The organism is Gordonia sp. NPDC003376, from assembly GCF_053589235.1.
The window spans coordinates 458,603-477,442 of the sequence record NZ_JBSFRM010000001.1; the positions used below are offsets into that span (position 1 = coordinate 458,603).

Sequence of the window (18,840 nt, forward strand, 5' to 3'; positions counted from 1 at the left end):
TCGCCCAGCTAATCCGATGGGTCGACGATTTTCCAGTACGAATCCTTACGCCGGATCCTGCCGTCCTGGAATTCCCAATGATCACATCCACGCACGCGCAGCTCGTTGCCGTCTGATGTCGTTCCGGTGACCGTCCACTCCGACACCCCGAGGTCACCGCTGACCCAATGCCGGTCGGCGTCGTACCGGACATCGGGAACGCCCGCGAATCGGGCTGCCAGTCCCTCTCGAACAGCGGCCTTGCCGACGAGCCGCCGGCCCCACGGCTCGGGCCCGCGGGACGTGTCGAACGAACAGTCGTCGACGAAGAACTCCATGATCGCGTCGAGGTCGTGCGCGTTGAACGCCGTCATGAGCGCTTCGAGCACCTCTATCGACGCGGTGGGAGTCACGGTAGGAGTTGCGGGCATGGGTGGATTCCTTTCGATGGTGGTCGGTCTGTGCGGATCTCGCGGTCAGAACGCGCTGAAGCCGATAGCACGCAACTGGTCGCGGCCGTCCTCGGTGATCTCGCTGGGCCGCCAGCTCGGCAACCACTCCCAACACACCTCGAAGTCGGTGTCCATCGCCGAGAGGACCGAGCGGATCTGTCCTTCCATCACCACCGTGAGCGGACACGCCGCCGACGTCAGCGTCATCGCGATGATCGCCCGACCGGTCGGGTCGATGTGGATTCGCCGGATGAATCCGAGATCGACGATGTTGACGCCGAGGTCTGGGTCGATGACGTCGTAGAGCGCCTCACGCACGGCACGTTCGGCAGGGCCTTCCGGGGCCGCCGGCCGTTCCGCTGTCGGCGCCGATTGCTCGGTTGCGGCGGCTTCGGTTGCTGCTCGCCCGACCGCGGACATCGCTGTGCCAGCGTCTGCTGGGCCGGCGCCTGCTGTGTCGGGACCTGCGGTGGCGATCCCGGCCACCCCCCGGGGCCGCAAGACCAGGGTGACCTCGCTGGTCGGACTGCGGATCCAGTCGGCCACCCCGTGCGCCTTGCGACGCACCCGGACGATGTCCTCGGCGGCCGAGGCGGTGCCCGAGTCGAGCACCAGGGACTCGACGTCGAGTCCGGCGTCGCCTGCGCGGATCAACGCCGCATCGAGCATGCGGGCAAGGGGTTCGCAGGTGCGGCCCGGGCCGTACCGCAGCATTGTGCGTGCGTTTACCGCCGATTCACCGTGCACCCGCGACAATGCGGCCAGTGCGTCCGCTTCGGAGATCCTGAGCTGTTCCTCGCGGACGACGATGTCTGCGACCTCGGTCATCGTGGTCATATCCGAACCTCTCTGCGTCGTGTGCCGGCCCTCTGCGGCAACAGGCTCTTGAGCTGGAATCCGTCGTCGGCGAGCTGATCGACGCTCACCTCGTGCGCTGTGGCCATCACCTTTCGGGCCTGCATCACATCGCGGGGCCGATTCAGGGCGACGATCCCGGTGATCTGCCGACCGGTGACGGTGACGACCGCGAACGATCGATCCTCGACCGATCCCCGAATGACCTGTGTTGCGGTGCTGTCGAACCGGCCGACGGCCTGCAGGCTGTGGTCGTACTGATCCGACCAGAACCAGTGCGGCTGGTCGTAGGACACGGTACCGCCGAGCAGAGTGACCGCCACGTTGGCGCCATGTCGGCGGGCCGTGTCGTGGTGCTCGACGCGAACGCAGCCGCCGTGGCCCGGATACGGTCGCTCGGCGACATCCCCGATGGCATACACGCCGGGAGCCGCGGTGCGCCCGAACTCGTCGGTGACGATGCCGCCGCGCACCTCGAGGCCGGCGGCCACGGCCAATCCGGAGTTCGCCACCGAGCCGATGCCGACCACCAGGTCGTCGCACTCCGTCACCTGCCCGCGGCTGGTGCGGAGCTCCAGTCCCGTTGCGGTCTCCGCGATCTCGACGATGACCTCACCGGCACGCATGTCGACGCCGTGGTCGGTGTGGATCTCGGTCATGGCGCGGCCGATGTGTGTTCCCGCTGCCCGCGCCAGGGGTGTGGGGTTCGGGTCGAACACCGTGACCTGCACCCCGCGACCGGTGGCCGCCGCGGCCACCTCGCAGCCGATGAACCCGGCGCCCAGGACGGCCAGGCGACGGCCCGGTATGAGTCGTTCGGCGAGGCGCTCGGAATCTGCGATGGACCGCAGGGTGTGCACCCGTTCACCGGTGAACGCGGGAATGGTCCGTGCCCGGACACCCGTGGCCAGCACCAACGCGTCGTAATCCAGGAAACCACCGCCAGACAGGGTGACTCGCCGCCTCCCGAGATCGAGTTCCGTCGCCCGGGTGCCGAGGATCAGGTCGATGTCGTTGTCGGCGTACCACTGTTCGGGACCGATCCGGCAGTCGTCCCGGGTGAAGGTCCCGGCCAGGACCTGCTTCGACAGGGGTGGCCGCTCGTACGGGGCGTGCGGTTCATCGGACACGATGCCGATCGATCCGTCGAACCCGGCCTCGCGGAGGCCGGCAGCGGTGGCCGCCGACGCGACCCCGCCACCGACCACGACCACGCGATTCATTTGACGGCCACCGAGATCGAGCCGTCCTCGTCGACGCGGCAGTCGTAACCGACCAGCGCACAACTGGACGGGTTGATGCCCTTACCCGTCCGCGCGTCGAACTCCCACAGGTGCTGTGCACACGTCAGCTTGTTGTCGTCGAGGTCGCCGTCGTCGAGCGGCCATTCCTGATGCGGGCAGCGGTTCTGGTAGGCCACCACGGTACCGTCCAGATTGACCAGGAGAACCGGCGTCCCCTCCACCACGACCGACTCCATCTCTCCCTCCCACAGGTCGTCGAGATGGGACACCTGATGCCAGTGCTGGTGCACCGTCTCACCCATGCTGATCACCCGACCACGGCTTCGACATCGAAGATGCTGTGGTGCAGTACTTCCCGAGCCGCCCGCGCATCAGCTACGACATCCGCCGACGGTGTACCCAGCAATTCCGAGAGCCCTTCGACGGCCGCGTCGGCGATCGGCGCCCACTTGGCGATCCATTTCTTCAACGGTGCCTCGTTCTCCGGTCGCCGGGTGACCGCATACCGCGCCAACTCCGCGCTCCAGCTGTCCCGACGGGCGCTGTCCTTGGCGAGATGCCGGCACAGCAACCAGGTGAGTTCGTCACCCTCGGCCTTGCCGATCTCACCGAGCCGGCGGATGAGCAGGTCGTCGAGCGTGGGCGCGAGGACGAGGTCGAGGGCGGTGAAGGCCTCCCCCCAGTCGTAGGCCACCAACGCCCGCTCGATCGCCTCACGTGCGGGTTGCCAGGCCGCGTGCCCCTCCCAGATCGACCGCTCGGCGGTCCCGATCCCGGAGTCCGGATGGGCGATCTGCAGCGACCGGGTCCGATAGGCGATCGTGGTGACGCGGCGCAGGAAGTCGGCGTTGGCATACCCCGCGGCACTGGTGATGTAGGAGCTCGGCCCCATGTAGGCGACGTAGGCCTGGGCCATCTGAAAGCCGTGGATCAGGTAGCGAGACGGCGTGAAGAGGGTTCCCAGACGCTCCACCTGCCCCGCCGGCAGCGCCCCCTCGATCGCGGCATCGGAATAGCTGTCCAACGCGGCATCGAGTCTCGTCTGTTCGTCGGCCTGGAGATTGACATACGAGCGGTAGGCGACCTGCTCGGGGTCACGGAACCCGTCCCACTCGTCGGCCTGCAGCGGCGAGTTCTGCCGGTACGTCAGGAACCAGAGATTCAACGGCGACGACGAGTTCTGTTCGAACGTGCTCAGGCGGCTGCTTCGGGTGTTCCAGTTCTGGGCGTGGGTGACGATCTCGTACTCGCTGGGCATCCGGCGCACATCACCGAATGCACTGAAGGTACGGAGTTTTCGCTTCTTTCCGGGACTGCTCATCGCGGGGCTCCTCCGGGGACGGCGACGGGGTTCTTGGGGGCGGATGCGCTCTGCCAGGTGATCGAATCGCTGGCGGTGATGGCCCGTCCGCTGAAGGACGACATCAGGTTCTCCAGTGACCGGATGCGATAGTCACTGCCGAGGTACACCTGCAGGGTGGCCTCGGTCAGCACCACCCGCCCCTCCCCCTGGATGCGCACGTACGCGCCGCGATCGATGACCTCGATCTCGGTGTCCGGGTTGTCGTCCTCGATGGCGGCCACGATCTGCTCGACCTCTTCTCCCATCCGTAGGACGGGTCCGACCGGATTCTTCATGATGTCCCTCCCGGGATGTCGTACTCGACCGTGACGTGGTCGAGTGGCTCGATGCCGGCCTCGGCAACAGTCATGTGCCCTGGCAGTTTTCGTCCGTTGTGAATGACGACCTTGGGGTACGGGAGTGCGCGCACGCGGCGGCCCTCGGAATGCCCGGCAATGGCGGCTGCCACGTCGTCCAGGGTGTCGGCGGTGGTGACGGGTACCAGGATCTGAACGAAATCGGTGTGGAAGATCGCGTTGAGCGGCACCAGTTCCGGTGCACGGTCGGCGGCAGGGCGATCGGCGTATTCGGTGGTCATCGACGTCCGTCCCCCACCACGATCAGACCACTGGCCTCGCGGCCGATGTAGTCCTTGGTCCAGGCCGCGTAATCGGGGTCATCGCCCATCACATCAGCGGTGACCCCCATGTACTCGAGGAGACCGGGTACGGTCATGGGCTGGATCTGACCGTCCAGGAACCGATCGACCAGGGTCTGGTGGTTGACGTTGTCGCGGTCCTTCCACCAGATCTGGCGGCACCCCATCGTGCAGAAGTGGTAGGTCTTGCCGTCGTACTTCAGCGAGTGGTCACGGACCCGCCAGCTGCCGTCGCGTGCCTGTGTCGGGTTGCAGGCGGGCAGGTGACAGGTGCTGCACAGCCAGGGCAGCGTCTCGGGGAGCGTGGCCTCGACGTTGTTGGCGTTGATGTTGTCGATGATCACATCCCACTTCTCGCCGTAGATCTTCTCCCAGGTCGGGTACTTCTCACGCAGCCAGTCCCGTTCGTCCTTGGAGACACCGGCTTTCGGCTTCCACCAGAGAGTCGGACGCCACCACCACATGCCCAGGTGGAGGCTGTGGTGCCAGGTGTCGAGCCCGCGCATGAACTCGTCCCAGAACCACGGCTTCTTCAGTCCGTAGTCTTCGATCGTCCGCACGAACTGGTCGATGATCCACTCCTCCATGAACTCCCGGTAGGACTGCTTCCGGTGTTCGACCGGGGTGTAGTAGTCCATCGGCAGTCCGGTGAGCGCGGCGAACAGACGGGCCGACCCCCAGAAGGCCTTGTCGATCACCCACTGTGCGCGTACCGGATCGTGCTCGACCAGGATCTCCAGCGTCGCGACACCCTGCTGGGAATGTCGTGCCTCGTCGGTCTGGATCGACGAGATCATGTTGGCGAAGTTGATGTCACCGGACTCCAGCGCATCGGCGGAGAGCGCCACGAACTGCAGATTGGTGAATCCCGTCTCGAAGGTCAGGGGGACCTGGAGCGCGCAATCGACCGCATTCGAGGTGGTCATGATGCCGTCGAAGTAGGTGCGCAACGCGATGGGTACCCAGTCGTTGGTGGAATACGCCTTCTGCGTCCAGTCGAATTGCGGGTCCTTGCTGACGAATTCGTGACCGAAGTAGGTGGTCAACGCGTTGTGCCGGAGTTCGTCGAGCTGGCCGAAGGTGGCCATGTTCCGCCAGGCGGCGTTCAGTCCGAAGCGGGCCATCTTCAGCTCGGCCAGGGTCGCGGTGTACTCCACCTGGGCGACACCACCGAAGTGCATCTTGGTCGACGACTTCCATCCCTCGTCGAGGTTGTCGAACACGGTGGAGCGGGCCAGCGCCGCCTTGACGGCGTAGGTCGACGCCTCCTTCTCGCGCTGGGTGTAGACGTATTCGGGATAGCTGACCTTGTAGTCCTCTTCCCACGTCAGCCATGCCTCACGCGGGACCTTTCCGGTGCCGCAGAACCACTCGGGGAAGACCGCCTCGTCGTCGACGTAGGACAGTGTCCAGTCGACGTCGCGCACGAAGTCTTGCCACTCTTCTCGTTTGAGCAATGCCATGGTTGTTCCTGTCCTTCTCGTCAGTCGACTTCGAGGTGTCCGAGTTGTCGGCACACGCCGGCGTTGTCCCAGTAGCAGCGGATGCTGTCGATCAGTCCGTCGCCGTCGACATGCATGATGAACAGGTGCGGCTCGGAGAACGGTTTGCCCTGCGGCGCGATGAATGCCCACGCCGACTGCTGGGTTCCGGCGATGTCGCAGGCAACCACGACATCGCCGTCGTCGTTGCCATCGATGTGGTGTACGACGTTGTACAGGTTGGGAAATGCGTTGATCAGGCCGCTCCAGATCACCTTGCCGACGGTGCGGACCTTGCCGTCGCCGCGCATCACGCGCTGCTTGGCCCACACCTCGAAGGGGATGTAGGAGAAATCGGCGTTGTCGGTACACAGATCGGTCATCGCCTCGACGTCCCGGCGGCGATAGGCGTCGAAGAACTCGGTGACGACGTCGGTCGGTGTTCGAGTGGGGATCTCTGTTGCCGAAATAGTCTGCGTCATTGTCTGTTTCCCTCCTAGACGATCGTCACGTGGTCGGTGCGCTTGACTGCGAGGCGGCGCAGGAGCTGGTTCTGGCACCAGTACACGTCGACGGCCGTGATCCGTTCACCGGATACGGTGAACCGCCACGCCGAATCCACATCGAGGTGCTTCTCCTGGTTGATCACCCCGGCATAGTCCCCGGCCTGGGTGCCCTCGATCTTCATCTCGGCAACCAGCACCGCACCGACGTCGACGAGATGGGTCAGGGTGATGTGCAGGTCCGGGAATGCGGTGCAGATGTCCTGCAGGACAGTGCGGATGACGCCCACTCCGGTATCGGCGATCTGTAGCGGATACACGGTCACCGCGACGTCCTCGAGGACGGCCGCGACCGCCGCGTCGGGATCGCGCAGACGGAATCCGGTGACGAACCCCTCCACGATCTGGCGTGCTGTGCTCATGGTCGGCCTCTCCTCGGGTCCAGGGTGATCGGATGGGGTTTCACAGGCCCAGCGCCTTGAGCGTCGCCGCGGCGGTGGCCTCGGTGGAGTTGGGCTGCTGCCCGGTGATGACGTTGCGGTCGACGACGACGTGGGAGGCCCAGGCGAACGGCGCGTCGTCGAACACCGCGCCGGCATTCTTCAGTGCGGCGTCCAGATACCAGGACATCCCCAACTGCCCCAGACGATTCTGGTCTTCTTCCTCGTCGGTGTAGGAGGTCATCCGATACCCCTCGAACAACCACTGACCATCGGCCCGCTCCGGGGCAGCGAGAAGCATCGCGACCCCGTGGCACAGTGAGACGATCGGCGCGCCTTTGGCGTGGAGGATGGCCAGAAGCCTGGTTACGTCCGGGTTCGCGGGCAGGTCCACCATCGGCCCGTGTCCGCCGGGGGCGAAAACCGCGTCGAATTCGGCCAGGTCGGCGTCGGTGAGGTCGGCCAGGTTGACCGGCGATCGGAAGCCGTCGATCGCATCGAGCCGGGCCTTGCGGTCGTCGGATACCGCCTGGCTGTCGGCCTCCAGCTCCTCGACCGCACTCCGCAGAGCGGCCTCGGGCAGGCCGGCGTCGAGGCCGTGGTCGAGCATGACCTCGACCAGCAGCAGATCCTCGGCCCAGGCGATCTTGGCGGCCTTGCTCACGATCGCATGCGCATCGATCGGCGTCGTACCGTTGTCGACCATCCGCTTGGTAATCCGCCGTGCTGCCATCAGCTGGAGATCTGTCGTGTGGTGCAACGTGATCCGAATGTCGTCCGGATCATGATGGAAGGTTCGGTAGACCGAGGCAAAGTAGTCCCGATCCTCGTCTGGGTAATGGAAGATCGCTTCGAGGCCGTAGGGATCGGCGACAGGCGGTACGCCGTCCGGTGTCATCACCACGACATCGGCCCCTGCGGCGACGAACATCTCGTAGGACTTGAGGGCTTCCTCCGCCCAGTAGCCGGTGGGATGTTGCGGGCTGTCACGGAAATCTATCTCCCGTGCGCTGGTGACGAGATAAGCGATGCGGGGCATGCGTTTTCCTCTTCGTGCGGCTGTTGTGATCTGTGTCGAAATCTATCGCCGGCATGCGGTGGAGCACATCGGACAATCCTGCTGGGGTATTGCGGATTCCTGCATTCGAGTTCGGATAGCTGCAGTGGACTCCGTCTGATCCCAGGAAACATCTGGAGTGTTGCGATCACATTTCCCAATGGGCAATTTGTGTAAACCATTGCGCTACAAAACATTTCGTAATCCACACGACGGTACCCCGGCGATGAGATGGTCATCGTCGGGGCGGTCTTCACGTGTCCGATGTCGCCGTCTACTTCTCGACGTCGAGCGATTTCAACGAATAGCCCTCCGGGAGAAAGACTTCGGAGAATCTTGACGGTTCTGAAGGATCGACCCGGTTCCCGACTGTGCCGGTCGGGCGAGCTCCGCAGGAGCTCCCCGATGGGTCGAGGGCCGCCGTTCACGCACGCGAGCACGCCGGTTCCATACGACAGCCGGGCGGATACCACCCCGGGATGTCTCGGTGTCGACCTCTGCGCTCACAGATCCGAGTGAACCGGAGGGATGCGCGTCGGCCATCGGCAAGCGGGCACACCCGGCAGGAATGCGACATATTTGCGCCGAAATCGGCAATCGATGCGCGGAGGGCACGGTTCGGCCGACAGCCGCGCGCTGAACTCGGTGTCGACGTCGTCGGCGAGACGGACCACATGATGCCGCCGCATCCCCCGGCGGAACCGACACCCCATCCGTTCATATGCCAGGCTCATGGGGTGATCGACTTCGAACAGATCCCCGGCGTCAGCATCGGACCCCACCAAGGTCTCGACGCGATCCTCGTCGAGACACCGCACGCCCGGGCGGCCGTCTCGCTGTTCGGCGGACAGGTGCTGTCCTTCATCCCCACCGGTGCCGAGGACGTGTTCTGGGTGTCGCCACTCGTCAAGGCCCCGCCAACCCCGATCCGCGGCGGTACCCCCGTGTGCTGGCCGTATTTCGGCAAGGAGGGGCAGACCGGCGATGTGCCGTCGCACGGATATGCGCGTACCGCCGGTTGGACGGCGACGGGAGGGCGCGCCCTCGACACCGGAGATGTCGAGATCGAATTGGAACCCGAGGGCCTCGATCACCTCGACCTTCGCCTCCGAATGACGCTGCGCGTCGGCGCATCCCTCGAACAGACACTGCACACCACCAACCCGGGGACACGGTCGGTCCGCCTCACCGAGGCGTTCCACAACTACTTCCGCGTCTCCGATGCCACGGCAGTCCACGTGGACGGGCTCTCCGGTCTGACCTATCTGGACAAGTTCGACGGCATGACCGCCCACGAGCAGACCGGCGACTGGCGGCTCCCGGCCGATCCCGCCCGCAGCGACCGGATCTATCCCGGTGCCGGCGGACGGTATCGCCTCGTCGACCCCGGACTGGGGCGTCGGATCGAGATCGTCACGCAGGGCGCGCACTCCGCGGTGGTCTGGAACCCGGGTGAGGCGGTGGCCTCCGGGATGGCCGACGTCGGCCCGCATTGGCGTGGGTTCGTGTGTGTCGAGGCCGCGAATGCGGGGCCGGACGTGGTCGAGGTGCCGGGTCGGACCACGCACTCGATGAGTCAGATCATCACGGTGTCACCACTCGACTGACTTCTCTACCTGCACGACTCCATGCTCCATCACCAAAAACCACCCCGCTTGGTGTAACCCAGGTCACAATGAGGCTCTGGTGGTCGGTGCCGCAGCGGCACCGACCCATGACACGCGGGGTGATGCGCATGACCGATCCGGTGTTGGTCCTGACCAAGGCCCGTACGCCGAGCGAGCTGCGTGCGGTGACCGACTGGGCGTCGTCGACCTATCCCGACGCCGAGGTCCACCAGTTGGCCGATGTCGACTACGACGCGCTACCGCCGCAGGCCCTGCTCGTCCCCGTCCGACCCGTCTGGCTGCCCGCGGTCCGGCAGGGCGAGCGCCGGGTCACCCTCGGGGACGTGCTGGTGCTGTCCAACCCGCGCCGCCCCGCCCGGCTCATGCAACCGGTGATCAAGAGCAGACGCCCCGACAGTCTGAGAGTGGCGGCCGGCGCTCCCGCCACCATCGCCGAACTGCGTACCCGCTACACGCGCAGCCAGGCCGAGGGGGAACCGTTCGGCGAGTTCGTCTCCGTGCAGGCGTCGTTGTCGGCGGAGCGGGCCGAACGCCAGATCGTCGGCGACCGATACAAGGTCCCCCGGCTCGTCGCCGAGCAGATCGGCAGTTCGGCCCGATTCAAATCGGGTGCGGCCGCACTGGCGGCGAAACTCGGCCGGCCGACCGATGCGGTGATCGCCGAGGCCACCGACAAACTGTCGACCTTCGTCGCCACGCAGAGCCGGTTGATGGACGACGTGTTCTCCGCAACGTTCAACCGACTGCACGAGCGGGCCTGGAATGTGTCCGTCGACGTCGACCACCTCAACGAGCTCCGCACGCTGAACAAGACCACCGGCCTGATCTTTCTGCCGTCCCACCGCTCCTACGTCGATCCCCTGGTATTGGCGAAGGTGCTGCGCAACAACGACTTCCCTCCGAATCTGGTACTCGGCGGCAATAACCTCGCCTTCTGGCCGGTCGGACCGGTCGCCCGCCGCGCGGGAATGATCTTCATCCGCCGCAAGTTCGGCGCGGACCCGGTCTACAAGTTCGCCATGCGCTCCTATCTCGCCCACATCGTCGAGAAGCGGTTCAACCTCGAGTGGTACATCGAGGGCGGCCGCAGCCGGACCGGCAAGCTCCGCCAGCCCAAACTGGGCCTGCTCACCTACGTCGTCGATGCCGTCTGCCAGCTCGACGACGCCGACGTCACCATCGTTCCGACGTCGATCGTCTACGACCAGCTCAACGAGATCCGGGCGATGGCCGCAGAGGATGCCGGTGGCACCAAGAAGCCCGAAGGCGTCGCGTGGTTGCTGCGCTACGCCAAGGCGCAACGGCACTACCTCGGCGAGGCCAGAGTGCGCTTCGGTGCGCCGATCTCCCTGCGTGCGGCCCTCGCCGCCGCCGGTGACGGGCCCGCCCGGCTGGAGAAGGTCGCCTTCCGGGTGATGGACGAGATCAACTCCGCCACACCGATCACGGCGACGTCGCTGGTGGGCTTCGCGCTGCTGGGCGCCCAGGACCGGGCGTACACGCTGCCCGAGATCGAGGCGATCCTGTCACCGCTGCTCACCTACATCGCCCGGCGCGATCTGCCCGGCCCGGACCCGACCTTGTGTCGCGGCGTCGGGCTGACCCAGACCTTGCGGGTCCTGGCCGGCAACGGCGTGGTGAGCTGCTTCGAGGGCGGCTCCGAGCCGGTGTGGTCGATCGTTCCGGAGAACCGGGCGGTGGCCGCCTACTACCGCAACGGCGCGCTCCACCACTTCGTCGATCGCGCGATCGTCGAGGTCGGCATGTTGGTGGTGGCCGAGGGCGAGGTCACCCACCTCGGGGATCCCGAGACGAAGGACAGTCTGCTCACGGCGTCCCAACAGGAGGCGCTGCGCATCCGGGACCTGCTCAAATTCGAGTTCTTCTTCCCGCCCAAGACCGAGTTCCTGCACCGGCTGGGACAGGAACTCGACCTGCTCGCCCCCGGCTGGCGCGAGGTGACACCCACCCAGGAGTGGACCTACGAGGTGCTACACGGACACACCGGCGCCCTGCTGGCCCGACGCACCCTCCAGCCGTTCTTCGACGCACAGCTCGTGGTGGCGACGCGATTGGTGCAACTCGGCTCCGCATCCCGCGACCGGGACGACCTGATCTCCGACTGTCTCGGTCTGGGCCGACAGCTCTCGCTGCAAGATATTGTGCGCAGCAAGGATTCGGTGTCCAAGGACCTCTATGACGGTGGGTACCAGCTCGCCGACAACCGGGGTCTGATCCACGGCGAGAACATCGATGACCTCCCGCTCGCACGACAACGGTGGCTCGACGAGGTGGAACTGATGCGTGACCGGCTGTCCCGGATCGCCTCGATCGAGGCGATCCAGCCGGCGATCGGATCGGAGGTGGCACGGTGAATGCCTTCACCGACCGGATGCACGCCATCCGCTCCGCCCCGACCGGCAAGAAGGTGGCCGCGCTGTTCGATTACGACGGCACCCTGATCGAGGGTTTCTCGGCAGCCGACATCATGCGGGCACGGGTTCGCAGCATGGAATTCGGGCTCGGCGAGCTCGCCGAGTTCCTGCTGATCGGGTTGCGTGGTGTGGTCTCCGAACAGGACTACGCGGAGGTACTCGAGGCCACCAAACCCACCTTCGCCGGCAAGACCTACGCCGAGCTCATCGACTTCGGCGATCACCTGTTCAAGCACGAGACCGCCTCCAAACTGCGCCCGCAGATGTGGCAGATCCTGCGCGCACATCGCGAGATGGGGCACACCATCGTCATCGCGTCGTCGGCCACCCGGTTCCAGATCGAGCCGATCGCCCGGGAGATCGACGCCGACTACGCCCTCGCCACCGACGTCGAGGTGGTCGACGGGGTGGTCACCGGCAACGTGCTGGGCCGGCCGTTGTGGGGTCCGGGCAAGGCCGCCGCGGTCCGGGCGCTGGCGCGCGAGCAGGGAATCGATCTGGCCTCGTCCTTCGCCTACAGCGACGGCGACGAGGACATCCCCTACCTGGAGTCGGTGGGCAATCCGGCTGCGGTGTCACCGCGGCGGGTGCTTCGCGCCGAGGCCGAGTCCCGCGGGTGGCCGATCATCGATCTGAAGAACCCCACCTACAACCGGGTGGGCATGCTGGCCCGCACCGGCGCCTTCTACGGGTCGTTCATCGCCTCCGCCGCAGTCGGTCTCACCACCGGGCTGATCCGACGCGACCCGCATGCCCTCGTCGACATCCTGCCGACCGGCACCGATGTCGGGCTGTCGCTGGCCGGCATCCACGTGCGGGTGCTCGACGGCGGCGAATACCTGACCTCGGCACGGCCGTGCGTCTTCTTGTTCAACCATCAGTCGAAACTCGATCTGCCGGTGATGATCAACCTCATCCGGGCGGACGCGACGGGCGTGGCCAAGAAGGAGGTGCAGCGGGTTCCCGTCCTCGGGCAGATCCTCGATCAGGCGGGTCTGGTGTTCATCGACCGGAGCGACCGGTCCCGTGCGATCGAGCAACTGGCCCCCGCGGTCAAAGCCCTTCGAGAAGAGGGGATGTCGTTGGTGGTGGCCCCGGAGGGGACCCGCTCTCCGACACCCCGGGTCGGGACGTTCAAGAAGGGGCCGTTCCACATCGCCATGCAGGCCGGAGTACCCATCGTCCCGGTGGTGCTGCGCAACACCGGCGAACTGATGTGGCGTGGTTCGCAGTTGATCCGGCCGGGCACCGTCGAGGTGATGGTCCTGCCACCGATCGACACCTCGAACTGGACCGCCGACGAGATCCCCTCCCGCGCAGCAGAAGTACGTCAGATGTATGTGACCGCATTGGCCGACTGGCCACTCGAGTCGTTTGCCGACGGGACGAACGACACCGCAGACCGGGCAACCGAGGAGGACCGTTCGTGAGTGACAAGGGCGAGATGACGGGCGGCAGGGATCGGCCCCTCGACTGGGCCAATGAACCCCATATGAGCTCCGTCGACACCATCATGTGGCGCGGCGACACCGACCGTCGGATGCGCGGGACCATCTGCATGCTGGAGATCTACGACTGCAGCCCCGACTGGGATCGTCTCGTGGCGGCACATGAATGGGGAAGCCGGATGGCGCCGCGGTTCCGACAACGCGTCGTCGACTCACCGCTGGGCGCCGGAACACCCAGTTGGGCAGTCGATCCCGACTTCGACCTGCACTACCACCTACGCCGCATCAAGCTGGGTGGCGATGGCAGCATGCGCGAGTTGCTGGTGACGTGTGAGCAGCTCGCGATGACTGCGCTCGACGCGGCCCGCCCGCCGTGGGAGGGCACCCTGATCGAGGGACTACCCGACGGCAAGGCCGCGTACTTCCTCAAGGCCCACCACGCCCTCACCGACGGCCTCGGCGCGATCATCGTTCTGGCCCAACTGCATTCGCCCACGCGAGAACACAGTCCGGGCAAACCGCAGCCACCGAGCCCCGACCCGGTCAACATCGGAGCACTCGACCTCATCGGCCGGCAGATCGGTGACGAGATCGGACGTATCCCGCACCGCATCGACCTGGCTCTCAAAGGGGTACGCGCCCTCGCCAATCCGCGTCGGGCATTGAGTTCCGCACTGCGCTACGGCCGTTCGGTTCCACGGGTGGCCGGTCTGGTGAGCCCGCCCGGTTCCCCGCTACTCGCCCATCGCAGTCTGTCGTGGCGGTTCAGCGCCTTCGAAGTGCCGTTCACCGATCTCAAGGCGGCGGCCACGGCGGTGCACGCCTCGATCAACGATGTCTATCTCGCCGGCCTGATCGGCGGATTCCGGATCTACCACGAGAAGATGGACTCCCCGGTGGACGCGATCCCGGTGGCTATCCCGATCTCGGTGCGCCGCCCCGAGGATCCGGCCGGCGGAAACCGGATCGCCGTGGGACGCCTGGCCGGTCCGGTCGGCATCGCCGACCCCTTCGAGCGGGTCCTCACCATCCGGGAGCAGGTACGGCTGGCCCGTCACGAACCGGCCGTCGACATCTTCAACACCCTCGGTTCGGTGATGGCCTGGCTACCCGGAACGGTGCTCATGCAGTTCAGCGGAACCACCAGCCAGAACGACCTGCAGGCCAGCAACGTCCCCGGAATCCCCTGGGACAGCTATGTCGCCGGCGCCAAGGTGGAGCGGATGTTCCCCTTCGGCCCGCTGCCCGGCTGCGCGATGATGGCGACCATGATCACCCACAACGGAACCGCCTGTCTCGGAATCAATTCCGACGGTGCCGCGGTCACCGACCTGGATTTGTTCGCGGACTGCCTGATCGCAGGCTTCGGTGAGGTGCTCGCACTGGCCGCCGACGACGGTGTCGAACCGGGCGTGCTACGCCGGCTGGAGTGAGGATCGCCCCACACCGGCCACTCCCACCCTTCATCGAGTCACTCCGACTTGTCCTACTGGTCCGCCCGCACTGGACTGGTGCGGTGAAGACCATCAGCAGCACCGAGGCCAAGGCGAGGCTCGATGCGGTGCTCGCCGAGGTGGAGCGCACCGGATAGGAGATCACCATCACCAACACGGGCGTCCGGTGGCCGTGATCAGCCCGGTCACACCACAGGTACGTCGGTTCGGGCAGTTCCCGGGGTCGACGGTCCCGGAGGACTTCGATGCACCGCTGCCCGATGCCGAGCTCCGGGCGTGGGAGATCGCGATCAAGACCAGACTGGGGCGTCTCGATGGCGGCCCCCTGCTGGCGGCGTGGGGAGAAACCCTCGAGGCGATGGCGGCGACCGCCCTCGCGGTCGATCGACCGACGCAGCGACCTCAGACCAACCGACCGGGGACCATCGCGACCCGTTCGACCGCGTGATCGTCGCCCAGGCCCCCACGAGGGTTGACCATCGCGACGACCGATCCGGCCATCCGAACCGGGACACTCGCCCCGGTCGTCGACACACGTCGCCGACCGGCGCACCCGGTCACGATGGATCGGTGCCCGCGGGCAGCGGCCCGGTCAGATATGCCTGGATCACCGGGGCCAGGATCGCGATGAGATGGTCGTGGTCGATCGTGGCCAAGGCCTCGATGTGCCCGAGGTTGCGCGCCACCGCGACACCGAGGAGATGCGAGCCCGCCAGCGCGAAGCGCAGCGGGAGTTGACCGATGTCGGCCATATCGGACGGTAGCTCGGCGATGATCATGGTCGCGAACATCGCGCGCAGCACATTCGCGGTGCGTTCCGAGGTCAGTGCCGTCCGAACGATCGCACGCAGGATCGGCGCGGTCGCCTCGTCCTCCCACGCGCCGAGGTAGGCCGCCGCCACCCGCTCACCGAGGTGCGCCCGGTCACCGGCAAACGCGGCGGCCATCCGGGAGGGGAACTCGGTCCGGTCGGCGATCGTGGCGGCGAACAGGCCGTGTTTGTCGGTGAAGAAGTGCCTGATCATGCCGGGGTCGACCCCGGCGGCCGCGGCTATGGCCCGCATCGACGCACCGTCGTATCCGTGGGCACCGAACATGACCTTCGCCGCATCGAGGATTGCCGCACGGTTCGCGCCGTCGCCGGCGGGACGACCGCGGCCGCGACGCTCCGAAGCCGCCACGTCGTGATTCACCTGGACAAGAGTACCCGGGGTGTCGAAATATCTCCTCTACCGTGGAATTAATTCCTCGTATGTGGAACCATCGGTCCAGCCGCACCACCCTGGAGGACACCATGGCCACCGATGATCTCGTCATCGACATCGCAGGTCTGCACAAGTCATTCGGAGAGTTCCCCGCGCTGCAAGGCCTCGATCTGCAGGTGCGCCGCGGACAGGTCCACGGATTCCTCGGACCCAACGGCGCCGGGAAGTCGACCACGATCCGCGTGCTGTTGGGTCTGTTGCGCGCCGATTCCGGGCGCGTGCGTCTCCTCGACGGGGACCCGTGGACCGACGTTGTCGCATTGCACCGTCGGCTGGCATACGTCCCGGGCGATGTGTCGTTGTGGCCGTCGATGAGCGGGGGTGAGGCCATCGATCTGCTCGGGTCGATGCGCGGTGGCCTGAACGAGACGCGCCGGGCCGATCTCATCGACCGCTTCGAACTCGACCCGACCAAGCGGGGACGTCAGTACTCCAAGGGCAACCGCCAGAAGGTGGCGATCGTCGCCGCGCTGGCCTCCGACGTGGAATTGCTCATCCTGGACGAACCGACGTCGGGTCTCGACCCGTTGATGGAAAGCGTCTTCCAGGAGGTGGTCGACGAGGCCAAGGCCCGCGGGGCATCGGTCTTGCTCAGCAGCCACATCATGGCCGAGGTGGAGACCCTGGCCGATCGCGTCAGCATCATCCGTGACGGCGCGATCGTCGAGACCGGCACCCTGACCGAGTTGCGCGGACATACCCGCACCTCCGTGCGCGCCGATCTCGGCACCGTTCCCGACCGTGCGGATCTCTCGATGCTGCATGACCTGACCATCGACGGACACCGCCTGACCGCCACCGTCGATTCGGACCGCATCGGCACGGCGATGGAAGCGCTCACACCCTATGGCCTGCAGTCGCTCACGGTGGAACCACCGTCCCTGGAAAGCCTGTTCCTCCGACTGTACGACGACGCCGCCGAGGGCAACCGGTGACGGCCACCCCGACGGTCGTGTCCGGCGCAGTCGCCGGCACCGCACCGCTGCTGCGGGCGTCCCTGCGCCACGATGCGCGTTCCTTCGCGCCATGGGTGGTGATCGCGACGGCCCTCACCGTGTCGTCGGTGATCGCGTATCCGCTATTGTATCCGGATCTCCTCGACCGCCAGGTGTTCGCTGCCACCGTCGGATCGAATCCGGCGCTCGGATTGATCTTCGGCCCCGCCTTCGACCTCTCGACCGTGGACGGCTTCACCGCGTGGCGCAGTCTGGCCCTGGGTGGATTCATCACCGCACTGGAGCCATCTTCATCGTCGTCAAGGCCAGTCGCGGACAAGAGGATTCCGGACAGGCCGAACTGCTCGCCGCCGGTGTGCTCGGCCGCCAGTCACGTCTGCTCACCGCACTGCTGATGGCCGTGGTCGCCTCTCTCGCCGTCGGCGTGGTCTCCGGTGTCGTCACCGGGTTGTGTGGTGGCGGCTGGCAGGCATCGTTGCTGTTGAGCGCGGGGTTCACGGTGACCGGGTGGATGTTCGCAGCGGTGGCCGCGGTGACCGCCCAGATCGGTTCCGATTCACGGACCGCCACCTCGATCGCGGTGACGGTGCTCGGAATCCTGTTCGTGCTACGCGGATTCCTGTACTCGATCGACGCGCCCGCGTGGACCGCCTGGATCAACCCGCTCGGCTGGATCGAGGAGACCCGACCTGCCACAGGGGATCACTGGTGGCCGCTGCTCCTCGGTGTCGTGTTCGCCCTCGTCGTCGCGAGTATCGGCTTCGCCCTTCAGATCTCCCGCGATTTCGGTCAGGGACTCATCGCCCCGTCCCCTGGCCCGTCGCGCGGCCGGGCCCGCACGCCGCTGGCCCTGGCGATCCAGCTCAACCGGTCGGCAGTGATCTCCTGGTCGTTCGCGTTCATCGGGCTCGGCGTCGTGTTCGGCTACTTCACCCGGTCGGTCAACGACCTCTTCGCCGCCAATCCCGTCATGGCCAAGGTCTTCGCGTCGGGCGCGGCCTCGCCGGCCGACCTCATCGCCGCCTTCCTCACCACCATCCTGTCCCTGGTGGGCATCATCGCCGCGATCGCCGGGGTCCAGATCATCACCCGCGTCCGGACCGAAGAACTCTCCGATCGCGCAGAACCCGTACTCGCCACCGCGGTCAGCCGGCAACGGTACCTCGCCGCATCGGTGATGGTCGCCTTCGCCGCGCCGATCCTGTTCCTGGTCGTCGCCGGTGTGTTCATCGGGATCTTCGCCTCGACGGCCGGGATCGGAATCGGATTCGGGGACGCCCTGTTCCAGGCGATCGTCACCATCCCCGCGGTCTGGACGGTGATCGCGATCGCGGTGACCGTGACCGGTGTGCGGCCCCAGGTCATGGTCGCCGCGTGGATCGGGGTCCTCGCCTCGTTCGTGCTCACCCTGTTCGGACCGAGCTTCAAGCTCCCCGACTGGGCCCTGGCCATCAGCCCCTTCTATCACGTGCCGGATGTGTCTGCGGGAGCGCAGAACTGGTGGGGGCTGCTGTGGATCAGCTTGTTCGCCACCGGGTTCCTGCTCGTCGGCTTCGCCGGGTTCCGGCAGCGCGACACACCGTGATCGGGACCCGTCGTCGGGCGAGAGCGGGTCATCGGTGAGGACGTCCTGATCGACGACG

At 66.3% G+C, this 18,840-nt stretch carries 19 protein-coding genes and 1 pseudogene; 8 read left to right on the plus strand and 12 right to left on the minus strand.

The genetic code is table 11. The features are described from left to right. Positions 1 to 8 precede the first annotated feature (8 nt). The 11 genes from ACWDUA_RS02010 to ACWDUA_RS02060 are packed head-to-tail and all read right to left on the minus strand — an operon-like array spanning position 9 to position 7,993. A complete protein-coding gene (locus ACWDUA_RS02010; RefSeq protein WP_449749325.1) occupies positions 9 to 410 on the minus strand; it encodes a nuclear transport factor 2 family protein in 402 nt (133 codons plus the stop codon). A gap of 45 nt (positions 411 to 455) precedes the next feature. Continuing rightward, on the minus strand, positions 456 to 1,268 hold the full coding sequence (locus ACWDUA_RS02015) for an iron-sulfur cluster assembly protein (RefSeq protein ID WP_449749326.1): 813 nt from the start codon (positions 1,266 to 1,268) through the stop codon (positions 456 to 458). Continuing rightward, positions 1,265 to 2,509: an NAD(P)/FAD-dependent oxidoreductase gene (locus ACWDUA_RS02020; protein ID WP_449749327.1), complete on the minus strand. Its 1,245-nt coding sequence runs from the start codon at positions 2,507 to 2,509 to the stop codon at positions 1,265 to 1,267. The genes ACWDUA_RS02015 and ACWDUA_RS02020 overlap by 4 nt, the downstream gene beginning before the upstream one ends. Beyond that, a complete protein-coding gene (locus tag ACWDUA_RS02025; RefSeq protein ID WP_449749328.1) occupies positions 2,506 to 2,832 on the minus strand; it encodes a Rieske 2Fe-2S domain-containing protein in 327 nt (108 codons plus the stop codon). The genes ACWDUA_RS02020 and ACWDUA_RS02025 overlap by 4 nt, the downstream gene beginning before the upstream one ends. A 5-nt stretch (positions 2,833 to 2,837) precedes the next feature. Beyond that, complete coding sequence (locus ACWDUA_RS02030) at positions 2,838 to 3,851, minus strand: toluene hydroxylase (protein WP_449749329.1); 1,014 nt, start codon at positions 3,849 to 3,851, stop codon at positions 2,838 to 2,840. Then, on the minus strand, positions 3,848 to 4,168 hold the full coding sequence (locus ACWDUA_RS02035) for an MmoB/DmpM family protein (RefSeq protein ID WP_449749330.1): 321 nt from the start codon (positions 4,166 to 4,168) through the stop codon (positions 3,848 to 3,850). Before ACWDUA_RS02035 ends, ACWDUA_RS02030 begins: the two co-directional genes overlap by 4 nt. Then, entirely contained in the window at positions 4,165 to 4,470 is a 306-nt protein-coding gene (locus ACWDUA_RS02040; protein ID WP_449749331.1) for a toluene-4-monooxygenase system B family protein, read from the minus strand. Before ACWDUA_RS02040 ends, ACWDUA_RS02035 begins: the two co-directional genes overlap by 4 nt. Next, complete coding sequence (locus ACWDUA_RS02045) at positions 4,467 to 5,993, minus strand: toluene monooxygenase (protein ID WP_449749332.1); 1,527 nt, start codon at positions 5,991 to 5,993, stop codon at positions 4,467 to 4,469. Before ACWDUA_RS02045 ends, ACWDUA_RS02040 begins: the two co-directional genes overlap by 4 nt. 20 nt (positions 5,994 to 6,013) lie before the next feature. Further along, a complete protein-coding gene (locus ACWDUA_RS02050) occupies positions 6,014 to 6,493 on the minus strand; it encodes a nuclear transport factor 2 family protein (protein WP_449749333.1) in 480 nt (159 codons plus the stop codon). A 14-nt stretch (positions 6,494 to 6,507) separates the two neighbouring features. Further along, positions 6,508 to 6,936, minus strand: a complete 429-nt coding sequence (locus ACWDUA_RS02055; RefSeq protein ID WP_449749334.1) for a nuclear transport factor 2 family protein — start codon at positions 6,934 to 6,936, stop codon at positions 6,508 to 6,510. 40 nt (positions 6,937 to 6,976) lie between these two features. Further along, positions 6,977 to 7,993 (minus strand): type 1 glutamine amidotransferase domain-containing protein, encoded by a 1,017-nt coding sequence (locus ACWDUA_RS02060; protein ID WP_449749335.1) that lies wholly within the window; start codon positions 7,991 to 7,993, stop codon positions 6,977 to 6,979. A 755-nt stretch (positions 7,994 to 8,748) separates the two neighbouring features. Between ACWDUA_RS02060 and ACWDUA_RS02065 the strand changes: the two genes are divergently transcribed. From ACWDUA_RS02065 to ACWDUA_RS02090, 6 genes are all read left to right on the plus strand, one after another. Further along, positions 8,749 to 9,618: a D-hexose-6-phosphate mutarotase gene (locus tag ACWDUA_RS02065; RefSeq protein WP_449749336.1), complete on the plus strand. Its 870-nt coding sequence runs from the start codon at positions 8,749 to 8,751 to the stop codon at positions 9,616 to 9,618. Between the two features lie 122 nt (positions 9,619 to 9,740). Then, positions 9,741 to 12,014 (plus strand): glycerol-3-phosphate 1-O-acyltransferase, encoded by a 2,274-nt coding sequence (locus tag ACWDUA_RS02070; RefSeq protein WP_449749337.1) that lies wholly within the window; start codon positions 9,741 to 9,743, stop codon positions 12,012 to 12,014. Beyond that, positions 12,011 to 13,504, plus strand: a complete 1,494-nt coding sequence (locus tag ACWDUA_RS02075) for an HAD-IB family hydrolase (protein ID WP_449749338.1) — start codon at positions 12,011 to 12,013, stop codon at positions 13,502 to 13,504. Before ACWDUA_RS02070 ends, ACWDUA_RS02075 begins: the two co-directional genes overlap by 4 nt. A 14-nt stretch (positions 13,505 to 13,518) precedes the next feature. After that, a complete protein-coding gene (locus tag ACWDUA_RS02080) occupies positions 13,519 to 14,955 on the plus strand; it encodes a wax ester/triacylglycerol synthase domain-containing protein (protein ID WP_449749394.1) in 1,437 nt (478 codons plus the stop codon). Next, entirely contained in the window at positions 14,952 to 15,113 is a 162-nt protein-coding gene (locus ACWDUA_RS02085) for a hypothetical protein (RefSeq protein ID WP_449749339.1), read from the plus strand. The genes ACWDUA_RS02080 and ACWDUA_RS02085 overlap by 4 nt, the downstream gene beginning before the upstream one ends. Before the next feature lie 29 nt (positions 15,114 to 15,142). Beyond that, the gene (locus tag ACWDUA_RS02090) at positions 15,143 to 15,424 is read left to right on the plus strand and encodes a hypothetical protein (protein ID WP_449749340.1); all 282 of its coding nucleotides are present in this window, start codon (positions 15,143 to 15,145) and stop codon (positions 15,422 to 15,424) included. A 109-nt stretch (positions 15,425 to 15,533) separates the two neighbouring features. On the opposite strand, the gene ACWDUA_RS02095 is transcribed toward ACWDUA_RS02090, so the two are convergent. Next, entirely contained in the window at positions 15,534 to 16,169 is a 636-nt protein-coding gene (locus ACWDUA_RS02095; protein ID WP_449749341.1) for a TetR/AcrR family transcriptional regulator, read from the minus strand. A 101-nt stretch (positions 16,170 to 16,270) separates the two neighbouring features. On the opposite strand from ACWDUA_RS02095, the gene ACWDUA_RS02100 reads away from it, so the two are divergent. Beyond that, a complete protein-coding gene (locus tag ACWDUA_RS02100) occupies positions 16,271 to 17,176 on the plus strand; it encodes an ABC transporter ATP-binding protein (protein WP_449749342.1) in 906 nt (301 codons plus the stop codon). Positions 17,177 to 17,193: 17 nt separating this feature from the next. After that, positions 17,194 to 18,782 (plus strand): annotated as a pseudogene (locus ACWDUA_RS02105) (ABC transporter permease). The last annotated feature ends 58 nt before the right edge of the window (positions 18,783 to 18,840 follow it).

Coding starts and splice junctions, on each gene's coding strand:
- ACWDUA_RS02020 (WP_449749327.1), bottom strand. CDS start 2,509: ATGAATCGCGTGGTCGTGGTCGGTGGCGGGGTCGCGTCGGCGGCCACC.
- ACWDUA_RS02030 (WP_449749329.1), bottom strand. CDS start 3,851: ATGAGCAGTCCCGGAAAGAAGCGAAAACTCCGTACCTTCAGTGCATTC.
- ACWDUA_RS02055 (WP_449749334.1), bottom strand. CDS start 6,936: ATGAGCACAGCACGCCAGATCGTGGAGGGGTTCGTCACCGGATTCCGT.
- ACWDUA_RS02080 (WP_449749394.1), top strand. CDS start 13,519: ATGACGGGCGGCAGGGATCGGCCCCTCGACTGGGCCAATGAACCCCAT.
- ACWDUA_RS02050 (WP_449749333.1), bottom strand. CDS start 6,493: ATGACGCAGACTATTTCGGCAACAGAGATCCCCACTCGAACACCGACC.
- ACWDUA_RS02045 (WP_449749332.1), bottom strand. CDS start 5,993: ATGGCATTGCTCAAACGAGAAGAGTGGCAAGACTTCGTGCGCGACGTC.
- ACWDUA_RS02070 (WP_449749337.1), top strand. CDS start 9,741: ATGCGCATGACCGATCCGGTGTTGGTCCTGACCAAGGCCCGTACGCCG.
- ACWDUA_RS02010 (WP_449749325.1), bottom strand. CDS start 410: ATGCCCGCAACTCCTACCGTGACTCCCACCGCGTCGATAGAGGTGCTC.
- ACWDUA_RS02100 (WP_449749342.1), top strand. CDS start 16,271: ATGGCCACCGATGATCTCGTCATCGACATCGCAGGTCTGCACAAGTCA.
- ACWDUA_RS02025 (WP_449749328.1), bottom strand. CDS start 2,832: ATGGGTGAGACGGTGCACCAGCACTGGCATCAGGTGTCCCATCTCGAC.
- ACWDUA_RS02040 (WP_449749331.1), bottom strand. CDS start 4,470: ATGACCACCGAATACGCCGATCGCCCTGCCGCCGACCGTGCACCGGAA.
- ACWDUA_RS02015 (WP_449749326.1), bottom strand. CDS start 1,268: ATGACCACGATGACCGAGGTCGCAGACATCGTCGTCCGCGAGGAACAG.
- ACWDUA_RS02035 (WP_449749330.1), bottom strand. CDS start 4,168: ATGAAGAATCCGGTCGGACCCGTCCTACGGATGGGAGAAGAGGTCGAG.
- ACWDUA_RS02060 (WP_449749335.1), bottom strand. CDS start 7,993: ATGCCCCGCATCGCTTATCTCGTCACCAGCGCACGGGAGATAGATTTC.